Annotated in this window: 19 protein-coding genes; 9 read left to right on the top strand and 10 right to left on the bottom strand. The window is 61.9% G+C overall.

Going from position 1 to position 17,812, the window contains the following annotated elements:
* Positions 1 to 292: 292 nt before the first annotated feature.
* On the bottom strand, positions 293 to 3,004 hold the full coding sequence (locus tag JS536_RS08125) for an ABC transporter permease (protein ID WP_214356518.1): 2,712 nt from the start codon (positions 3,002 to 3,004) through the stop codon (positions 293 to 295).
* Between the two features lie 19 nt (positions 3,005 to 3,023).
* Positions 3,024 to 3,725, bottom strand: a complete 702-nt coding sequence (locus tag JS536_RS08120) for an ABC transporter ATP-binding protein (protein WP_214356517.1) — start codon at positions 3,723 to 3,725, stop codon at positions 3,024 to 3,026.
* A 189-nt stretch (positions 3,726 to 3,914) separates the two neighbouring features.
* On the opposite strand from JS536_RS08120, the gene JS536_RS08115 reads away from it, so the two are divergent.
* Positions 3,915 to 4,595 (top strand): TetR/AcrR family transcriptional regulator, encoded by a 681-nt coding sequence (locus tag JS536_RS08115; RefSeq protein ID WP_214356516.1) that lies wholly within the window; start codon positions 3,915 to 3,917, stop codon positions 4,593 to 4,595.
* Here the strand turns inward: JS536_RS08115 and JS536_RS08110 are convergent.
* Positions 4,483 to 5,037: a response regulator gene (locus tag JS536_RS08110; protein WP_214356515.1), complete on the bottom strand. Its 555-nt coding sequence runs from the start codon at positions 5,035 to 5,037 to the stop codon at positions 4,483 to 4,485. The genes JS536_RS08115 and JS536_RS08110 overlap by 113 nt on opposite strands.
* Before the next feature lie 137 nt (positions 5,038 to 5,174).
* Between JS536_RS08110 and JS536_RS08105 the strand changes: the two genes are divergently transcribed.
* Both JS536_RS08105 and JS536_RS08100 read left to right on the top strand, forming a co-directional pair.
* Positions 5,175 to 6,038 carry a LysR family transcriptional regulator gene (locus tag JS536_RS08105; protein WP_214356514.1) on the top strand — a complete coding sequence of 288 codons (864 nt, stop codon included), beginning with the start codon at positions 5,175 to 5,177 and terminating at the stop codon, positions 6,036 to 6,038.
* 224 nt (positions 6,039 to 6,262) lie between these two features.
* Positions 6,263 to 6,832 (top strand): sugar O-acetyltransferase, encoded by a 570-nt coding sequence (locus JS536_RS08100; protein WP_214356513.1) that lies wholly within the window; start codon positions 6,263 to 6,265, stop codon positions 6,830 to 6,832.
* Positions 6,833 to 6,910: 78 nt separating this feature from the next.
* Here JS536_RS08100 and JS536_RS08095 read toward each other — a convergent pair whose 3' ends face one another.
* Both JS536_RS08095 and JS536_RS08090 read right to left on the bottom strand, forming a co-directional pair.
* On the bottom strand, positions 6,911 to 7,267 hold the full coding sequence (locus JS536_RS08095) for a cupin domain-containing protein (RefSeq protein WP_346427473.1): 357 nt from the start codon (positions 7,265 to 7,267) through the stop codon (positions 6,911 to 6,913).
* Between the two features lie 118 nt (positions 7,268 to 7,385).
* Complete coding sequence (locus JS536_RS08090; RefSeq protein ID WP_240544325.1) at positions 7,386 to 8,234, bottom strand: class I SAM-dependent methyltransferase; 849 nt, start codon at positions 8,232 to 8,234, stop codon at positions 7,386 to 7,388.
* 360 nt (positions 8,235 to 8,594) lie between these two features.
* On the opposite strand from JS536_RS08090, the gene JS536_RS08085 reads away from it, so the two are divergent.
* From JS536_RS08085 to JS536_RS08075, 3 genes are read left to right on the top strand one after another with little or no spacing between them, the layout of a single operon-like run.
* A complete protein-coding gene (locus tag JS536_RS08085; RefSeq protein WP_214356512.1) occupies positions 8,595 to 8,870 on the top strand; it encodes a helix-turn-helix transcriptional regulator in 276 nt (91 codons plus the stop codon).
* Complete coding sequence (locus JS536_RS08080; protein ID WP_240544324.1) at positions 8,867 to 9,241, top strand: HipA N-terminal domain-containing protein; 375 nt, start codon at positions 8,867 to 8,869, stop codon at positions 9,239 to 9,241. The genes JS536_RS08085 and JS536_RS08080 overlap by 4 nt, the downstream gene beginning before the upstream one ends.
* 46 nt (positions 9,242 to 9,287) lie before the next feature.
* Positions 9,288 to 9,716: a hypothetical protein gene (locus JS536_RS08075; protein WP_217625131.1), complete on the top strand. Its 429-nt coding sequence runs from the start codon at positions 9,288 to 9,290 to the stop codon at positions 9,714 to 9,716.
* 50 nt (positions 9,717 to 9,766) lie between these two features.
* On the opposite strand, the gene JS536_RS08070 is transcribed toward JS536_RS08075, so the two are convergent.
* Positions 9,767 to 10,759: an aldo/keto reductase gene (locus tag JS536_RS08070; protein ID WP_214356511.1), complete on the bottom strand. Its 993-nt coding sequence runs from the start codon at positions 10,757 to 10,759 to the stop codon at positions 9,767 to 9,769.
* Between the two features lie 110 nt (positions 10,760 to 10,869).
* On the opposite strand from JS536_RS08070, the gene JS536_RS08065 reads away from it, so the two are divergent.
* On the top strand, positions 10,870 to 11,343 hold the full coding sequence (locus tag JS536_RS08065; RefSeq protein WP_214356510.1) for a GNAT family N-acetyltransferase: 474 nt from the start codon (positions 10,870 to 10,872) through the stop codon (positions 11,341 to 11,343).
* Positions 11,344 to 11,412: 69 nt separating this feature from the next.
* Here JS536_RS08065 and JS536_RS08060 read toward each other — a convergent pair whose 3' ends face one another.
* The gene (locus JS536_RS08060; protein ID WP_240544323.1) at positions 11,413 to 11,778 is read right to left on the bottom strand and encodes a helix-turn-helix domain-containing protein; all 366 of its coding nucleotides are present in this window, start codon (positions 11,776 to 11,778) and stop codon (positions 11,413 to 11,415) included.
* Between the two features lie 143 nt (positions 11,779 to 11,921).
* On the opposite strand from JS536_RS08060, the gene JS536_RS08055 reads away from it, so the two are divergent.
* Together JS536_RS08055 and JS536_RS08050 are read left to right on the top strand one after the other, a co-directional pair.
* The gene (locus tag JS536_RS08055) at positions 11,922 to 12,437 is read left to right on the top strand and encodes a flavodoxin family protein (RefSeq protein ID WP_214356509.1); all 516 of its coding nucleotides are present in this window, start codon (positions 11,922 to 11,924) and stop codon (positions 12,435 to 12,437) included.
* 62 nt (positions 12,438 to 12,499) lie between these two features.
* The gene (locus JS536_RS08050) at positions 12,500 to 13,219 is read left to right on the top strand and encodes an SDR family NAD(P)-dependent oxidoreductase (protein WP_214356508.1); all 720 of its coding nucleotides are present in this window, start codon (positions 12,500 to 12,502) and stop codon (positions 13,217 to 13,219) included.
* A gap of 182 nt (positions 13,220 to 13,401) precedes the next feature.
* Here JS536_RS08050 and JS536_RS08045 read toward each other — a convergent pair whose 3' ends face one another.
* From JS536_RS08045 to JS536_RS08035, 3 genes are all read right to left on the bottom strand, one after another.
* Positions 13,402 to 14,796: an MFS transporter gene (locus tag JS536_RS08045; protein ID WP_240544327.1), complete on the bottom strand. Its 1,395-nt coding sequence runs from the start codon at positions 14,794 to 14,796 to the stop codon at positions 13,402 to 13,404.
* Positions 14,797 to 15,292: 496 nt separating this feature from the next.
* On the bottom strand, positions 15,293 to 16,921 hold the full coding sequence (gene ptsP / locus JS536_RS08040; protein ID WP_214356507.1) for a phosphoenolpyruvate--protein phosphotransferase: 1,629 nt from the start codon (positions 16,919 to 16,921) through the stop codon (positions 15,293 to 15,295).
* Positions 16,921 to 17,181 carry an HPr family phosphocarrier protein gene (locus JS536_RS08035; RefSeq protein WP_214356506.1) on the bottom strand — a complete coding sequence of 87 codons (261 nt, stop codon included), beginning with the start codon at positions 17,179 to 17,181 and terminating at the stop codon, positions 16,921 to 16,923. Before JS536_RS08035 ends, ptsP begins: the two co-directional genes overlap by 1 nt.
* Between the last annotated feature and the right edge of the window lie 631 nt (positions 17,182 to 17,812).

The raw sequence follows: 17,812 nt of genomic DNA, 5'->3' as shown, positions 1-17,812 counted from the left end.
GCCTGCGCCGAGGTGTCTCTGATGCGTCGACATCCGGCTTCCTCCCCGAATTGGACTGTATGTTCGCGCTCTGACGGAGGTGCCGCGAACTTACAGTCTGTTCGGACCGCCCAAAAGACTGTATGTTCGCGACTGCCTCGTTGGGACGCGAACATACAGTCGATGCGGCGATCAGCAGACGGTCCGCTCGCATGTCACGCGGCCACACGACCATGAGCGCCATATCCATGCGCCGATACCGTGCCAGCCGGCATTATGTCCATGGCCGCCGTCCCCGCCGCCGATGAGGCCGTCACTCCGGGCTCTTCAGGGCGCCGACCATGTCGATGCGGTCGAGCGTGCGGTTGGTGGCCAGACTCACCAGCAGCGTGAAGACGAGCGCCAGCGCGGCGGCGGCCACATAGCAGAACCAGAGCACGTTCGGCACGATGTTCATGCCGGGCAGGTCCAGCTTGCTCACCAGGAAGCCCAGCAGCGCGCGGCCGCACGGCATGCCGAGGGCGATGCCGAACGCGCTCAGCAGCAGCATCTCCTTGTTCACGTAGCCGTGCACCTCGCCGCGCCGGAAGCCGAGCACCTTGATGGTGGCCAGCTCGCGTTCGCGCTCGGAGATGTTGGTGCTGGCCAGCGTGTAGAGCACCACGACGGCCAGGATCGCGGCCATGACCACGATGAAGCCGATCATCACGAAGAACATGAGAAAGCTCTTGGAGAAGTCGCGCTCCTGTTTGGCCGAGCTCGTCACCGAGAGGTATTCGCTCTGCCCGGCGAGGCCGTCCGCGAAGGCGATCTGAGCGTCCGAGTCGCCCTTCACGTTGATGAGGTCGGCGTTCGGCGCGAAGTCAGCATCGAACGTCTTCTCGTAAGCCGATTGCGTCATGACCACGAGGTTACCGGTGTAGTATTGGGCGACTCCGTGGACCGTGGCGTCCGCGGCGTTGGCCATCTGATCGGTGAGGTTCACCGTGGAGCCGGAGGCGAGCGCGAGCTTGCGTGCGGCGTTGGCGGTCACGATGACGCCGTCGTCCGCGTCAGACAGCTCAATCGGTGTTCCGTCCGGGGTCTGCAGGTTGATGTAGCCGTCCATCGACTCGCCGTCGGGGACGATCATGAGCTGCGCGGTGAGTTTCGCGTCGTCCGCCGAATCGGAGGCATTGCCATCGTCATCACCGCGTGCGGGGGCGAGGGTGACGCTGCCGAGCTGCAGCGGGAGCGTGGATTCCACGTCGGCGTTCCCGTCAAGATCGCCTTGCGCCTTGTCATGGTTGGCGGCGGAGGTCACGGCCATCACGTCGTAGGGCGCGATCTCACTGTGCTGACGAGGCATCAGGGTCAGGGCGGAGCTGCCCATGCCGAATCCGGCGGTCATCAGGGCCGTGCAGCCGAGCACGCCGATGATGACCATGAGCGCGCGGGACTTGTAGCGGAACAGATTGCGCGCGGTCACCTTGCCGAGGAAGCTCAGGTGGTTCCAGACGAATCCGATGCGTTGCAGGACGATGGTCTTGCCGGCCTTGGGTGCCTTGGGACGCATGAGCTCGGCGGGTTCCAGCCTCAGCGAACCGGTGCAGGCCACCATGGCGGCCCCGGTGATGATGATCACGAACAGCAGCACGCCGCCCACGGCAAGCCGCCAATCGACCAGCAGCGGATAGTTCGGCAATACGTATATATCGGTGATGAGCTTCCGCGTGAACATGAACGGCAGCCCGACCAGGCCCAGCACATCGCCGAGCAGACCGCCGAACAGGCAGGCGGCGCCCGAGTAGACCAGGTATTTGAGCATGGTTTCATGGCGCGTGTAGCCAAGCGCCTTGTAGGTGCCGATGAGCCCGCGATCCTCCTCCACCATGCGCGCGACGGCGGTCAGGCTCACCAGGAGCGCGATGACGAGGAACAGCACCGGGAACATCGTGCCCAAGCGCGCGATCATTTCGGTCTGGGTCTTCACGTCCTCGTAACTGGTCACGGCGCTACGGTCGCGGATGATCCACTTGGCCTCGGGCATGGCGTCCACCGTGCTCTTGATCTTGGCTTCCGCGGCGGCGATCTGCTGTTCGGCGGTGGCCTTGGCGGGCAGGCCGTCCGGCAGGGCCGCGATCTTGGCCTTCCGTGCTTCGATCTGTTCCATGGCCTTGTCCAGCGCCGCCTGATGCACAGCGTCGGTTCGCGCCTGTTCGCGGGCCGTCCGGATGGTTTCGATGTTGTCCACGGCCCGGGCGACCGTGTCGAGATAATCGTCATCGTACGTGTTCATCGCGTTCGCGCCGGCAACGGTGATGACGGCGGACGTGTACGGCGCATCGGCGTCGGCCAGCGCGTCGTCGGATACGAACATCGGGTAGACGGTCTTCGCGCCGGAGACGAGCGCGAGCGGGCCGGACGGGTTCACGATGTCGTTCGGGTCGATGACGGTGCCGACGATGGTGTATTCGCCGTCCGCGAACGTGCCGGTCGTGGCCTTCGAGGAGTCGGACGAATCGCCGGCCGCTGCCGTCTCGTCGGATGCCGAGGTCACGGCCTCGGACGTGAGCGAATCGTCCGGCGCGAACGTCAGCGTGTCGCCCAGCATTTTGCCGCTGTTGTCCAGGTACTGCCGCGTCACGGCGATTTCGTGGCCCGTTTCGGGCAGGAGGCCGTCCTCGAGATACGGCCGTTCGATGCCCTGATCATTCAGGGTGGTGACGGTGGCGGAGGCTTGTCTGCCGTCGATGGCGGTGGTCACGTTGGCCGTGTGCTCGCCGGCGACCTTGGCGATGCCGTCAACCGCACCGAGCGCGGCGATGTCGTCATCGTCGAGCCCGAGGGTGGAGATGACGGCGACGTCATGCATGGAGGTCGAGTCGAAGAATTCGTCCAGACCGGCGCGGACGTCCTTGGCTATGGTGTTGAGGCCGCCGAGCATCATCACGCCGACCGCCACGATGACGAGCATGGCCGTGAAACGCTTGCCGTTGCCGGCTATGGCGCGCCATGCGTCCTTCCAGAGTGCCGTTTTCTTCATGATCGTTCCCGCCTCTCCCCTACCATTCGATGTCCGCGATGGGCGTGGGATTCGGGTTCCGGGTGATTTCGGTGACCTTGCCGGAGCGGAAGCGGATCAGACGGTCGCCCATCGGGGCGAGTGCGGAGTTATGCGTCACGAGCGCCACGGTGATGCCGCGTTGGCGGCAGGAATCCTGCAGAAGCTGGAGCACCTCCTTGCCGGTGTTGTAGTCGAGCGCGCCGGTCGGTTCGTCGCACAGCAGCAGCTTGGGGTTCTTGGCAAGCGCGCGGGCGATGGAGACGCGCTGCTGTTCGCCGCCGGAGAGCTGTGCGGGGAAGTTGGCAAGACGATTGCCCAGGCCGACTTTGTCGAGCGTCTCGCGGGCATCGAGTGCGTTCGGGCAGATCTGCGAGGCGAGTTCGACGTTTTCGAGCGCGGTCAGGTTGGGCACGAGGTTGTAGAACTGGAAGACGAAGCCCACGTCGAAACGGCGGTAGTCGGTGAGCTGCGCCTCGTTGGCCTTGATGATGTCCTTGCCGTCAATCACCACGGAACCGGAGGTGGCGCGATCCATACCGCCGAGGATGTTGAGGGTGGTGGATTTGCCGGCGCCGGATGCTCCGAGGATCACGGCGAGCTCACCCTGCTCGATATCGAAGCTGGCATGGTCGAGCGCCAGCACCGCGAATTCGCCGCTGCCGTATTGGCGCACCACGTCGTGGAATTCCAGGAAAGCCATGGTATTTCAGGTCCTCTCTTGCGATTGTCGTCGTTATATCGCGACTCAAGAAATACATCACTCTGTTGGGTAATAAAATCCACGCAATTCAACATTGTGTTGGGTTTCGACTGTAGAACCGCGGCATTATGCGGAAAACACGATACGATGTTGAGTTATTGATCGAAGGCAGGAAGCAGGAAGGCTCATATGGCACGACCGAAGACCGGCGAACAGAGCGCGCCCGAACGCATGCAGGACGCTTTCTGGACACTGCTGGAGCAGAGGCCGTATGCGCAGATCACCATCAGCGACATCACGCGCGTGAGCGGTCTGAACCGCAGCGCGTTCTACTACCATTACGGCAACATTCCGGAGCTGGCGGACGATGCGATCGCCTCGATTTACGACGACCCGGACATCACCTCATTCATCGCGCACATCATCAGGCAGGATGAAGGCATCGAGGCGATCCGCGATTACGCCATCGCCAGCATCACCATGCCGCAGCGCATCGCCAGCATCCGACGCCTGTCCCTTATCGCCGGCCCGCATGGCTCCACGGGATTGGCCGATCAGCTCAAAACCCATGTCATCGAAATCTGGCTGACGACGCTCGGCCGTGATCCGGCCACGCTCAATCCGGGCCAGCGCATCCTGCTGGAATTCGCATCCAGCGGCATGCTCGGCGTGCTGGCCAAGGCTCCGGCGGTGTTCACCCCGGAGAACATCGAATGGTTGAGCCATTCGGTATTGCCGGATATCATCGCCCAGCTCATCAATTCGCTACGAGATGGGAACTCCGCTTCGACGAGCTCCCCTCAGTCGCTTCCAGCGACAGCTCCCCTCGGAGAGGGGAGCCATACCCCGTATCTCGGCTCCCCTCGCTGAGGGGAGCTGTCAGCGAAGCTGACTGAGGGGAGTCCCAGGAAGCCGAGCGCGGAGAGCACCAGCGAGAGCATGTCAAGATGTGCGCGCGTCGCAGCAACGCCTCGATGCGCAGGACGAGTTCGTCCAGATCGACCGGCTTGACCATGTAGTCGTCGATGCCGGCACGGAAGCCACGGCGTTTCGACATGATGTCGTCGCGTGCGGTCATGAAGATGATGGGGATGTTCGGGTCGATCGCGCGGATGCGTGTGGCCAGCTCGTAGCCGTCGACGCCGGGCATCATGATGTCGGAGACCACGAGGTCGTACAGCGTGCCGCGCATCGCATCGAACGCGCGGTTGGCGTCGAGGCAGCCGGTCGCCTCGTAGCCGGCGTCGCGCAGCGTGTCGCAGGTGATGTCGTTGAGCGCCTGCTCATCCTCCACGACCAGAATCCTCGTCATGCATCCTCCCTTGCCGCACGCCAACGGGAGCCTCGCCGACGATGCCGCGCGTCGGCGTGACCCTTTCCGTGAAGTCTAGCCTTTACAATGGATGCGTCGACGGCCGTTCTCAGGCCGACCGGGACGGGGAGCAGACCATGGAATTGCGCGTGCTCAGGTATTTTCTGGCAGTGGCCGAGGAGGGCAACATCACGTGGGCCGCGCAGCTATTGCGTATCTCCCAGCCCACGTTGTCCCGCCAGCTGAAGCAACTGGAGGAGGAGCTGGGCGTCACGTTGTTCGAGCGCGGCAGCCACGCGATCACGCTGACCGAGGCCGGCCGGCTGCTGCGCGACCGCGCGCAGACCATCGTCTCCCTTACGGACAAGGCGGAATACGAGCTCAAGCAATCCGGCTACGAATTGGGCGGCGACATCACGGCCGGATGCGGCGAGGTGCGCGCCATGACATTCCTCGCCGACCGCATGGCCGCGTTCCGCACCCTGCATCCCGGCGTGCGATTCAACGTCATCAGCACCACGGCGGACGTGATCCAGGACCAGCTCGAACAGGGATTGATGGATTTCGGCCTGCTCGCCGACCCGGTGGACACCAGCCGGTACGAATTCCTGCGCACCAACATCACCGAACACTGGTGCGCGATGGTGCCGGACGGTCACGCCTTGCAGTCCCACGATTTCCTCTCCCCCGCCGACCTGGCCAACGAGTCGCTGCTCCTGCCCTCGCGCGAGCCGGTGCGCCGCGTGGTGCTGAACTGGTTCGGACCCTACGCCCCGCATCTCAACATCGCCGGCACCTGCAACCTGCCCGCGAACGGCGCGGCGATGGCCGCGAGCGGCCTCGGACTGTACCTGTGCCTCGACCACGGCACCACCTATCCGGGCGTGCGCGGGGTACGGCTCTCGCCATCGTTGGAAAGCAGTTCGGTGCTGGCGTGGAAGAAGCAGGGCACGGCCTCCCCGGCCGCGGCCGCGTTCGCCAGGTTCCTGCAAACGATGTGATGTGTCGGAGCCGGCTCTCCTCTCTCAGAGATTGCCATCAATCGGCCTGAATACATGATGCGTCGAAATATCCGGCTCCCCTCTCCGAGGGGAGCCGTCAGCCCATGGCTGACTGAGAGGAGGCCTGTTCATGCCCCAACAGCATGAACGTGCATAAACCATAGGTATTAGACGCCACCCGTCCGCCGCGGTTCAATGATGGCAGATTCAATGAAGGAGCCATCATGACCACCACAGCAGCCGACATCCTCGAACGCGACCGTTCCGGAAAGCCGGTCAATCCGTGCGACCCCGGCTATTGCGCCATCGCGACCATCATCAACGAGACCAAGCGGCTCTGCATCGAGCTCAACACCGGCTATCACGAGCCCCGCGAGGCGCACACCCTGTTCGAGCGGATCGTCGGGCATCCGGTCGACCCGTCCTTCCGCTTCAATCCGCCGTTCTATACGGATTTCGGGCACAATATCGAAATCGGCCGGGGCGTGTTCATCAACTGGGGCTGCACGTTGATGGACCGCGGCGGCATCACCATCGGCGACGGCACCTTCATCGGCCCGAACGTGCAGCTCATCACCATCAACCACAGCAAGAACCCGATGGACCGCGCCACCACCACGAGTCTTCCGATCATCATCGGCAAACATGCGTGGATCGGCGCGGGCGCCATCGTGCTGCAGAACGTGACCATAGGCGACGGCGCCATCGTGGGCGCGGGCGCGGTTGTCACTCACGATGTACCAGCCGGAGCTATCGTGGCGGGCAATCCTGCCAAGGCCATCGGTCACATCTGACGCCAGGCAGCGAAGCCGTCATCGTGCGTGCTCTACGCGGGCGCAAAGCCCGCACCGGCTCCGCACCCGCATTGTCACTCAGTGGCGCATCATAATCAGCATCATCTTGGATGCTTCCTCGGCATAGACCGCGTGCGGCAGGCGAGTCGGGAAGTGCAGGATGCCGCCGGGCACAAGATCCACGGTCTTGCCGCCACCGGTCACCTTGAGATGGCCCTCGAGGCATTGCACCAGCACCGGCATGGCCGCGGTGTGTTCGCTGAGCTCCTGACCTTTGTCGAAGGAGAACAGCACCACGTTCGCACCCTCCACCTGCATCACCGTGCGGGAGACGGTGGCCTCCGGCTGGATTTCGACCAGCGGATTCAGGTCATCGATGAATTCCATGACCATCGAATCGGTATTCTCTGCTGCAGTTACGGTTTCATCAGCCATATCAAGACCCCTTATATGTAATGGCATGTGCGGCATCGGCTTCAATGCCGACCGCCACATGCTTCTTCAATTAACGCTTCAACACCAGCTTAGTCTCGCAATCGCGGCATTGCAGACATCATGCCTTGCGCCGCGCCACGAATGCGATGCCGGTGAGCGCATCGCCATAGGTGTTGAACACACGGCGCATTTCCAGTACGCGCGCACGCAAATCCGGATGCGTCAGCACATTGCGCATGATGCGCAGCACGCCGCCGATGCCTTCGTCCGCCAGATTGCGGCGCACTTTGAGCAAAGCCATCGGTTCCACACCACTCCACAGCACCTCGAATCCTTCCGATTCGAGTACGGACCGCCATTCGGAGGCGGTCAGCGGACGCGCGTTGACCTTGATGGCTCGGGCCAAATCCTTGCGAATCGAATCCTTGACGGATTCGTTAATATCGTCTGGCGCAAGTCCCATTTCATGAATCGCGTATAGTCCGCCCGGTTTGAGGATGCGATGGGCTTCGCTGATGATTGCATGCTTGCCGCGCTCGGACTGCATGGTCAGCATCGCCTCGCCGATCACCACGTCCGCCGATTCGTCCGGCAAACCAGTTTGTGAGGCGTCGGCATTGATGCATGTCCCGCCCACCGATGCAGCCAGCGGGCCGATGATCTTCGTCACCTGCCCGTCCCGGTCAACCCCGGTGTATCCTGATGGGCCGGCATTCAGAATCAGCCGGGTAGTGCGACCCAGCCCCGGAGCGAACTCCACCACACGCTTGCCAGTAATGGTCACATGCGCCAGCATGCGTTTGGTCAGCTTCTCACCGCCCGGCCTGAGTACCCGTTTACCGAGCTGGGCAAGCACCCAATGGCCCTGCATATGCTCCGCGCCGCGATCGGCCTGGGGCATATGCGATGATTCGATATCCGCGGTTGTTGCCATAACATTATTACGCTCATTCACAGGCTTCAGCATACGAAATCAATTTCAAGCGCAACAGACTGGTTTTCCAGCACAAAGTGTGATATGCGCCGCATAGTTGCAGAACACATTGCCTATTCACATCCCTCGCTTCTTCCCCGAGCACATAGCGCACAACATCCGCATGAGCGAATACGTGCGGTCGCTGGCGGACGCCCGCGAATCCGACATAGCCGTCATGCTACCGTATGCGCAACCCGTACGAGTTCCGTCACACAAACGATTGCACTGGACTCCATCAGGCAGGCGGACAGCGTCAGCACACACACAAAAACTATTTATATAATAGTAATTACGTCCAACTATCCTTAATAATGCTAATATATGAGTATGTTTGATTTGCTAAATGACCCTATGCCGGGTGACGTGATGACCAACGTCGCCGAGCGTATGGTCAAGCGACGCAAGGAACATGGCATGACACAGGCCACATTGGCGGAGAAATCCGGCGTGAGCCTGGGATCGATCAGACGATTTGAGCAATCGCATGAGATCTCCTTTGGTTCATTGGTGAACATCGCCTTCGCACTGCATTGCGAGCAGGATTTCGATGCACTGTTCGCGCAGCCGTATTACGCGACCATCGACGCCGTCACCGCCGCCACACGACGGAACGGGAGCCGTACATGACCAGACTGCTGCCAGATCTCGATCAGGTTCGAGTCGCATACGCCGGAGAAACGGTCGGCACACTCACCATGTCTCCAAATCACACGCTGGCGTTCGCCTACGATCGGACATGGCTGGCACACGGATTCTCCATCAGCCCATTGAGCCTGCCTCTGCGAGAAGGAGTGTTCATCGCGAAGCGAGACCCACTGAACGGCATGTTCGGCGTGTTCGACGACAGTATGCCCGACGGCTGGGGACGCCTGCTCACTGACCGAATGCTGCGCCGCCATGGCATTGACCCATATTCGACCGGACCGTTGCCACGCCTGTCCATCGTCAAGGACATGCGGGAGCGCATTGCCGACGCCGGCTTCACCGTGCGCGACTGATCCCGTACTGCGCCATAAGGTGTGGCGTGGCCTTAACACGGATGAGGTGGCCGAGCCGAACGCCTTCGCGATGGACGCCACCATCGCCGCATTCACGCGCGGCGGCGATTGGGTCGATGCGTTGCGCGGCTATCTGGCGGACAACAAGCGTGAGGCACGGCGCATGATCGACAAGTACAACGCCGCCGCTTCGTCCGACGCGCATGTGCGGCTGGTCTCCGGCCTGGCCACGTATCTGATGTGGCTCGACTGTTCGGCGTTCACCCATGCAGCCGGAGACGGCAGACCGGGCCGTTTCGCCGACACCGACGAGCTGTGCGAGTATCTGCGGCGCGAGCACGCGGTGCGCTTCTCCCCCGGCGCCCAGTTCGGCGGCAACGGGCGTGATTTCATCCGCATCAACGTCGCTTGTCCGCGCTCCCGTATGGGGGAGGGAATCCGGCGGCTGCTTGCCGGACTTGCAGCGGCGTTATGACAAAGTCCTGGTCCGCATGTGGACCAGGGCCTATAACTCAGTTACACCGATCAGTGGTTGAAGGCCATGACGCCGACGAGTTTGTGCGGCACGTACGGTTCCTCCAGGTAGGCGATCTCCTCATCCGTGAGCTTCAGGGCCACGGCGTCGAGCGCACCATCGACGTGATGCGGCTTGGTCATGCCGACCACGGGCGCGGTCACCTTGGTGAGCAGCCAGGCGAGCGACACGGCGGTCATCGACGTATCGTGCCTGGCGGCGACCTCGGCCACACGCTCGATGATCACGTCGTCCTGCGCCTCGGTGGCGTCGTACTTGGAGTGCGCCACCTGATCCTCCGTAAGGCGCTTGGTTGCGGCCGAACCGGGCTTGCGAGCCAGGCGGCCGGCGGCGAGCGCGCTGTACGGGGTCATGGCGATGTTGTCCTCACGGCACAGCTTGGTCAGTTCGCGCTCGTCCTCACGGGCGATGAGGTTGTAGTGGCTCTGGATGGACACGAACTTGGCCCAGCCGTTGGCTTCGGCGAGCGCGTTCATCTTGGCGAGCTGGTAGGCGTAGCAGTTGGAGATGCCGATGGCGCGCGCCTTGCCTGCCTTGACGGCCTCGTTCATGCCTTCCATGATCTCGGCCATGTCGGTGTGGTAGTCCCACATGTGGCAGATGTAGAGGTCCACGTAGTCGAGTCCGAGGTGCTTGAGGCTGGCGTCGAGGTTGTTCAGTACGTGCCGCTGGCCGGTCACGCCGGCCTCCCGTTCGGCGTCCGTGCGCGGCAGGAACTTGGTGGCCACCTGGTAGTCCTCGCGTTTGCCCGCGATGGAGCACAGCGCGCGGCCCACGTACTCCTCGCTGGTGCCGTCCGCGTAGCCGATGGCGGTATCGTAGAACGTGATGCCGTGCTCGAAGCCGTACTTGATGATCTCGCGCGATTGGTCGGCGTCGAGGATCCACGAGTGGTGGCCCTTGGTCGCGTCGCCGAAGCCCATGCATCCCATGCAGATGCGAGATACGGTCACGTCGCTGTTGCCTAGCTTGGTGTATTCCATAATGCTCCTTCACCTATGCGCCCATTGTGGGAACCCGTTGGTTGTATTACAGCGCGGATACCTCGTCCCGTCCAATAGGCCGCACTGATATCCAGCCATGCATCGCGGGCATGGAATTCACCTGCGGCTTGTACACTGGCCGCATGCAGTTGACGGTGAAACGGTTCGAGGAACTGAGCGCGGCGGAATTGTATAAGATCTACCGCGTGCGCGTGGCGGTGTTCGTGGTGGAGCAGCAGTGCGCCTATCAGGAGGTGGATGAGGCGGACCGGCGTTGCTGGCATGTGTTCCTGCATGACGAGGACGGCATCGCCGCCTACTGCCGCGTGATTGACCCCGGCGTCACGTTCCCCGAGGCCTCCATGGGCCGCGTGCTGGCCACCCGCCGCAGGCAGGGCCTCGGTACCCGCATCGTGCAGGCGGGCCTTACGGTGGCACGGGAACGCATGCATGCCGACGTGGTGCATATCGAGGCGCAGACCTACGCGCGCGGGCTGTACGAGCAGCTCGGTTTCACGCAGGTCTCCGATGAATTCCTGGAGGACGGCATCCCTCACATCGGCATGATGTGGCGGGCTGAATAGCCGCATGACCCCCGGGCGGCATTACCGGATGGCGTAATCCGCGTAAAGGGCCGCACAAGAAGGTGACGTTCAGTCCTGAGCGCCGCCTTCCTTCGCGTCAAGCAGGAGCTGGCCCCACTTTTCGAATTCCTTCAAGGCGGGGATGATGGCATAGCCGTTGTCGGTCAGCGAGTATTCGACGCGCGGCGGGACCTCGTTGTATTGGGTGCGGTTGACGAGGCCGTATTCCTCGAGGTCGCGCAGGGTGTTGGTGAGCATCATGTTGGTGATGCCGAGCTCGCGCTTGATCTCGTTGTATCGCGCGGCGCCGCGTTCGCTGAGCACATACATGACCGGCAGCTTCCACTTGCCTTCGATGGCCTTGAACGCATAACCCATCGCGCAGGTGGGGGCGGTGATGCCGTCGGCTCCGGTGTTTTCAACATGCTTGCTCATGGTTTTCCATCCTAACATCGTTGCCATATCACAAAAATCAGTTTTTTATTCTAAGGACGAAAAGTATATGTACTGATGCATACTGTCCTTATCAGCAATACCGCGGTACGACCGCGGCGACATCGAAAGGAACAGGAATCACCATGACCAAGCACATCCTCGTCATCCAGGGCAGCCCCACCAAGGGCGGCAACGCCGACATGCTCGCCGACGCCTTCATCGAAGGGGTCGAAGCCGCCGGCAACACCGCGACCAAGCTCACGCTCGCGGACATGAACATCGCCCCGTTCACCGCTTACGACCAGCCGGCCGACGACATGACGCAGGTGATGGAGCAGATGAAGGCGGCGGACGGCATCGTCATCGCCACGCCGACCTATTGGATGCAGTTCTCGGCGCAGATCAAGGCGATGATGGACCGTTTGCCGTTCGACGCACACGATGATCTGGCCGGCAAGGAATCCGCGCTGCTGGTCGCCGGCGCCAGCCCCGAGGAGGTGCTCACCAAGAACGTGTTCGGCTACTACCAGATGTGCTTCGGTGAAAGCCTCGGCTGGAAGATCAAGGGCTCGGTGATCGCGGCCGGAGTGTTCGCACCCGGTCAGGTGGCCGCCACCCCGTATCTCGACAAGGCCCGCGAGCTCGGCCGCGAGTTCTGAACGGCACGGCACGCAGGCACGCAAGACGCAAACAAGCCATAGCGCAGCAAGGAAGCAGCATCATGCAAATCGCACTCATCACCGGTTCGGGCCGCAAGGGCGGCCTCGGTTACGAAACCGCCCGCCAGCTCGGCGAGGCCGGCTATCACGTCATTCTCGCCGCCCGCCGCCCCGAGCTGGCGCAGCTCACCCAGGCACTCATCGACCAGGGCATCTCCGCCAGCTACGTGGTGATGGACACCACCGACGAGGCCAGCGTCACGGCCGCCGCCGCGGAGGTCGAGCGTCACTTCGGCCGGCTCGACGTGCTCATCAACAACGCGGCGTCCATGCGCGCCGGGGAATCGGTGGAGCAGCAGGATCTCACCGAGATGCGCATGGTGCTCGACACCAACGTTATCGGCACCTGGAACGTCACCCAGAAGTTCATTCCGCTGCTGCGCAAGTCGGAGCACGGCCGTATCGTCAACGTCTCCAGCGGCGCCGGCTCCTACGGCGACCCGCAATACGGCTTCCTGCATGGCAATATGGGCATCCCCGCATCCGGCTACGGCATCTCCAAGCTCGCGCTCAACGGCCTGACCATCAAGACCGCGAAGGAACTCGCCGCGGACCGCATCCTCGTCAATGCGGTCTGCCCGGACATCACCGACACCTTCGGTTCCGGCATGTTCGGCCGCCCGGTCGAAATCAGCGCGAAAAGCGTGACTTGGGCCGCCACCCTGCCGGACGACGGCCCGACCGGCGGATTCTTCCGCGACGGCCGTCCGCTGCCGTGGTGACCGGCGTCACCGGGAATGCCGTCAAGCCATTGCCTGGAGGAAAAGCCAGCCGCTCACTCCGGCCGCCGCCGCGTTTCTGGATGAGCTGCGCGCTGTGATTTAATCCGGTCGGTGGCTGCAGCGGAATCACGGCAAAGTCCGTTCACATCCGATTCCGTGATTCCGCTGCCAACCGACACCCATCAAGCACGCACCGGCACATCCTTGCGCGACAGCATCAGCACATACCAGGCCACCGGCAGCGTCAGCAAACCGCCTGCCACGAATACCCATGCAATCGGAATCACGTCAGCGAGCGGCGCGAAGATGAGCATGCCCAACGGCATGCCGAGCGTGGACAGCATGGTGTCGAGGCCGAATACGCGACCGACCATGGACTCGTCGGATTCGGACTGCATCACGGTGCGCATCGGGCCGACGCAGACTGCCGAGGCAACGCCGTTCAACACATCAATGATGAGGTACAGCAGCAGGTTACGGGAAACGCCCAAGCCGATAACCGTGACGCCGACCATGGCAATGCCCAATGCGACGGCATACATTTGCGCGACGTTTCTGCGCAGCAACTTGGGCCCGATGGCGGACATCAGCGCGCCACCGAGCAGCATGCCGACGCTCAGGCCGAGTTCGTTGGCGGCGAGTTTGTCGGATGCCGTGGTGAGGTTCATGAATCCGAGGTTCAAATTGATGCCGTCGAATTCGCGGGTCATGAGCAGCAGGGTCAGGTTCATCGGCGCGACCGACATCAAGCAGGTCAGCGCATCGCCCAGAATCACGCCTTTCAGGTGCGGGTGATGCATCGCGTATGCCAGACCGACCTTCAAATCGGCAAAGGTTCGGCGCAGGACCGCGATGGGATCGGCGACCGCGGAGCCAGTGGCACCGGCGGTGGCGCCGTTTCCCTGTGCTTCCGCCGCATCGCTCGGCACAGTACCGTCCGGCACAGTACCGTTCCGCACGGCGCTATCCTGCACGGCACTATTCCGCGCAATCGCGCGAGGCACGCGAATCATAGCCACAAAACCCACGCCAATCACCGCAGTGGTCACATCCACCAGCAGAATCGCCCACAATGGCACCAAGTTGACCAGTACTGCAGCAAGAGCGGGCGCAGCAATGCGATTCGCTGAATCAATCACGCCGAATATCGCATTGACACGCAACAATTTACCGGCCGGCACCACGTCGGGGATAAACGATTGCACGGCCGGCTGCTGAATACCGCCGCCGGCCGAACGGATGAGCAGCACCACGAAAATCAGCGACAGGCTCGCCCAGTCGAGTGCGAAACTCACGGACAGCAACACCGTCACTCCGGCGATAATGAGGTCCGGCAGAATAATCAGCGCTTTGCGATTGTAGCGGTCGGCCATCGGCCCGCCGAAAATCGAGACCAGCGACTGCGGCAATACGCCGAACAAAGTGGCCAGCAGCATGGCCGAACCGGTGCGGGTCTGCATCACGATCCACCACCAGATGGCGAATTGAACCACGCTGGAGCCGAGCAACGAGAACGCCTGACCGGTAAGCAGCAGTGCGGCACGACGCATCCATCCGGTTTCGGATGGATCAGACATGGATCCGGCAGGCGGCACGGGCGTCGGCGTCGAGGCCGAGCCAGTGGCCGAACCGGCCATCGTCTCGGTTTCGGGCAACGACGATTCTTCCGACAATTGGTGAGACATATAAGTGTTCTGAACTTTCTTTTGTTCACGCGCGATGGACGGACGATACGGATTGTCGTACGTCTCGATATCGCGCAACGTTGATTTGCATATGACGCAACGGCGTACCTACCAGCTCGGCAGGTATGCCAAGGCCCAGCCATGGGCCCACTTACCCGTTAGATCGCAGGCTTCAGCGCGAATCGCGCCATCGTCATCATGCAACGCATAGAACACATAGTTGCTGACCATAATCATCGACGTTGACATGCCGTCTGCATCCGGTGCGCTATGTCCGATTCTTGGAACACGGCGCGGCGGCATCGCGGCAGCCGCAGGTACGACAATGGCCCGCACCACCACAACATATGTTGCGGTGTGCGGGCCATGAGTGTATTTGAGTATCTAGTCAGTGGTTGCGAATGGCGTTGCGCAAAGGCAGGACGCTGGTGGGCGAGACGGACAGTTCGTCGAGTCCGATCTCGAGGAACGTATCGGTCAAGCTCAAATCAGCGCCGAGCTCGCCGCAGATGCCACACCAGATGCCATGACGATGGGCCGCCTCGGTGGCCATGCGGATCATGCGCAATACGGCGGGCGAGTGCGGGTCGGCGAAGCGCCCGAGGTTCGGGTTCTGCCGGTCGCATGCCAGCGTGTACTGGGTCAGATCGTTGGTGCCGATGGAGAAGAAGTCAACCTCAGCGGCCAGTTCGTCGGCCATGATCACCGACGCGGGCGTCTCGATCATGATGCCCACCTGGATGTGCTCGTTGAAGTCGATGTGCTCGCCGCGCAGCTCATCCTTGACCTCTTCGAGAATCTTCTTGGCATCACACACCTCCTGCACGGAGGTGATCATGGGCAGCATGATGGCGATATTGCCATACACCGAGGCGCGCAGCAGGGCACGCAGCTGCACCTTGAAGATCTCCGGCCGGGTCAGGCAGATACGGATGGCACGGTAGCCGAGCGCGGGATTGGCCTCATGCTCCAGATTGAAGTAGCCGACCTGCTTGTCCGCGCCGATGTCGAGCGTGCGGATGACGACGAGGCGGTCGCCCATCTTCCGCGCGACTTCCCTATAGGCCTCGAACTGGAACTCCTCGGTCGGGTAGTCCTCGCTCTCCAGGTACAGGAATTCGCTGCGGAACAGACCGATGCCCTCGGCGTCGTTGGCCAGCACGGCGGTCACGTCCGAGGGACGGCCGATGTTGGCGTACAGGCGGACTTTCTGGCCGGACTTGGTCTCGGTGGGCTTGCCCTTGAGCTCCTGCAGCAGACGCAGATGCTCCTCGTACTTGGCTTTCCTGCCCTGGTATTCGGCGAGAGTCTCCTCGTCCGGGTCGACGAACACCAGTCCGCTGGTGCCGTCGATCACCGCGGTGTGGCCGTCGTCGTCCGGGTCGAAGGCGTCGCCGATGCCGATGATGGCGGGCAGGCCCATCGTGCGGGCCAGGATCGCGGTGTGCGAGTTCGCGGAACCCTTGGCGGTCACAAAGCCGAGCACCTTGGCGCGGTCGAGCTGCACGGTCTCGCTGGGGGCCAGGTCCTCGGCGAGGATGATCCGGCTCTCGCCACCTTCCTCGTCCGCCGCAGCTCCGCCACGCTTGCCTTCGAGCACGTTGATCACACGGCGGGAGACATCCTTGACGTCGGCGGCGCGCGCCTGCATGTACGAGTTGTCCATCGCGGCAAACATGGCGGCGAACTGTTCGGCAGTGCTGTTGACCGCGAACTCGGCGTTCACTTTGCTTTGCGAAATCAGGTCCTCGATGCTCTCCACGTAGTCCGGGTCCTGGAGCATGAGCTGGTGGGTGTCGAACAATTCCGCCTTACCTTCGCCGAACTCCGCCGCGGTCTTGTCACGCAGCTGCTTCAGCTGGGTGACAGCCTCGTCACGGGCCGCGCGGAAACGCTCGACCTCAGCCTGTGGATCATCAACTACGCGACGTTCTACGGCATGGTCCGCGGTATCCAGCACACGGACTGCGCCAATGGCGATACCCGCCGATACACCGACGCCTTGTATCGTTCTCATCACAGGTTCTCCTTGAGGAACTGCTCGAGCTCGGCCGCAGCCTTGACTTCGTCGCTACCCTCAACCCTGACAGTGATCTCATCACCCTGCCGGGCATCAAGTCCCATGACGCCGAAGATGCGTTTGGCATCTACGGACTTACCCCTATAGTCGACGATGACGCTCGAATCGTATTCCAGCGCCTTAGCGACCAACAGACCAGCGGGACGGGCGTGCATGCCCTCAGGGTCGGATACGGTGAACGTGAATTCCTGAGACATAGTGTGCTCTCCTTATACGCGATATACGTCTGCAGTCGTTCGCCGCCGGCAACAACGAAAGTGAATGCTCACCCGAAGCAACAATTACACTGCACTTACACCAAGCGTACAGCGGTAATGGCTTCCACGAACCGCCGCACCGCTTCTGACGGATTGTTCGGGTAGAACAGTCCGTAGTCAATAGTTACATTCCATTCCATCGGCATGATTCGAATCATCGGATGGATGCCGATGCCATGTTCTTTCCGTCCGGCAATCGAACACGCCCACTTTGCTTTTCGACCCCTGGCGCTAGTATCCGGTTCCGGCTATTAGAAAAGAGAGGAAGGAAGTTCTTATGGCCGCCATTACTATCGCAACTATCACCACCCTTGCCGCAGCTGCCCTGTGCCGCCTGTGAGGATTACAGCAATAGTTCTTGCATAGGTCGCTGTGTGATGCACTGAGTTTTCAGCACATCACACGGCGACCTTTTTTCTATAACAAATCGGTAAAACCGTGATATCGCGTCACGTCCATTGCCCACGGATTCGCGCACGATACATAACCGCAATGGAACAATCGTCATAGCAACGGGAACCATCGCACTGCAATCACCCGCCACCCCAAGCGTTGCGCGCACTTCGGGAAA

It is taken from the genome of Bifidobacterium sp. SO4 (assembly GCF_018555355.1).
Lineage (GTDB): Bacteria > Actinomycetota > Actinomycetes > Actinomycetales > Bifidobacteriaceae > Bifidobacterium > Bifidobacterium miconisargentati.
Note: the sequence above shows the minus strand (reverse complement) of the source record. Positions and strands in the feature narration are given on the sequence as shown.

Excerpts from the sequence above, each read along its gene's own strand:
- JS536_RS08125 (WP_214356518.1), bottom strand. The coding sequence starts at position 3,004 with ATGAAGAAAACGGCACTCTGGAAGGACGCATGGCGCGCCATAGCCGGC.
- JS536_RS08120 (WP_214356517.1), bottom strand. The coding sequence starts at position 3,725 with ATGGCTTTCCTGGAATTCCACGACGTGGTGCGCCAATACGGCAGCGGC.
- JS536_RS08115 (WP_214356516.1), top strand. The coding sequence starts at position 3,915 with ATGGCACGACCGAAGACCGGCGAACAGAGCGCGCCCGAACGCATGCAG.
- JS536_RS08110 (WP_214356515.1), bottom strand. The coding sequence starts at position 5,037 with ATGACGAGGATTCTGGTCGTGGAGGATGAGCAGGCGCTCAACGACATC.
- JS536_RS08105 (WP_214356514.1), top strand. The coding sequence starts at position 5,175 with ATGGAATTGCGCGTGCTCAGGTATTTTCTGGCAGTGGCCGAGGAGGGC.
- JS536_RS08100 (WP_214356513.1), top strand. The coding sequence starts at position 6,263 with ATGACCACCACAGCAGCCGACATCCTCGAACGCGACCGTTCCGGAAAG.
- JS536_RS08095 (WP_346427473.1), bottom strand. The coding sequence starts at position 7,267 with ATGGCTGATGAAACCGTAACTGCAGCAGAGAATACCGATTCGATGGTC.
- JS536_RS08090 (WP_240544325.1), bottom strand. The coding sequence starts at position 8,234 with ATGCTGAAGCCTGTGAATGAGCGTAATAATGTTATGGCAACAACCGCG.
- JS536_RS08085 (WP_214356512.1), top strand. The coding sequence starts at position 8,595 with ATGCCGGGTGACGTGATGACCAACGTCGCCGAGCGTATGGTCAAGCGA.
- JS536_RS08080 (WP_240544324.1), top strand. The coding sequence starts at position 8,867 with ATGACCAGACTGCTGCCAGATCTCGATCAGGTTCGAGTCGCATACGCC.
- JS536_RS08070 (WP_214356511.1), bottom strand. The coding sequence starts at position 10,759 with ATGGAATACACCAAGCTAGGCAACAGCGACGTGACCGTATCTCGCATC.
- JS536_RS08065 (WP_214356510.1), top strand. The coding sequence starts at position 10,870 with ATGGAATTCACCTGCGGCTTGTACACTGGCCGCATGCAGTTGACGGTG.
- JS536_RS08060 (WP_240544323.1), bottom strand. The coding sequence starts at position 11,778 with ATGAGCAAGCATGTTGAAAACACCGGAGCCGACGGCATCACCGCCCCC.
- JS536_RS08055 (WP_214356509.1), top strand. The coding sequence starts at position 11,922 with ATGACCAAGCACATCCTCGTCATCCAGGGCAGCCCCACCAAGGGCGGC.
- JS536_RS08050 (WP_214356508.1), top strand. The coding sequence starts at position 12,500 with ATGCAAATCGCACTCATCACCGGTTCGGGCCGCAAGGGCGGCCTCGGT.
- JS536_RS08045 (WP_240544327.1), bottom strand. The coding sequence starts at position 14,796 with ATGTCTGATCCATCCGAAACCGGATGGATGCGTCGTGCCGCACTGCTG.
- ptsP (WP_214356507.1), bottom strand. The coding sequence starts at position 16,921 with ATGAGAACGATACAAGGCGTCGGTGTATCGGCGGGTATCGCCATTGGC.
- JS536_RS08035 (WP_214356506.1), bottom strand. The coding sequence starts at position 17,181 with ATGTCTCAGGAATTCACGTTCACCGTATCCGACCCTGAGGGCATGCAC.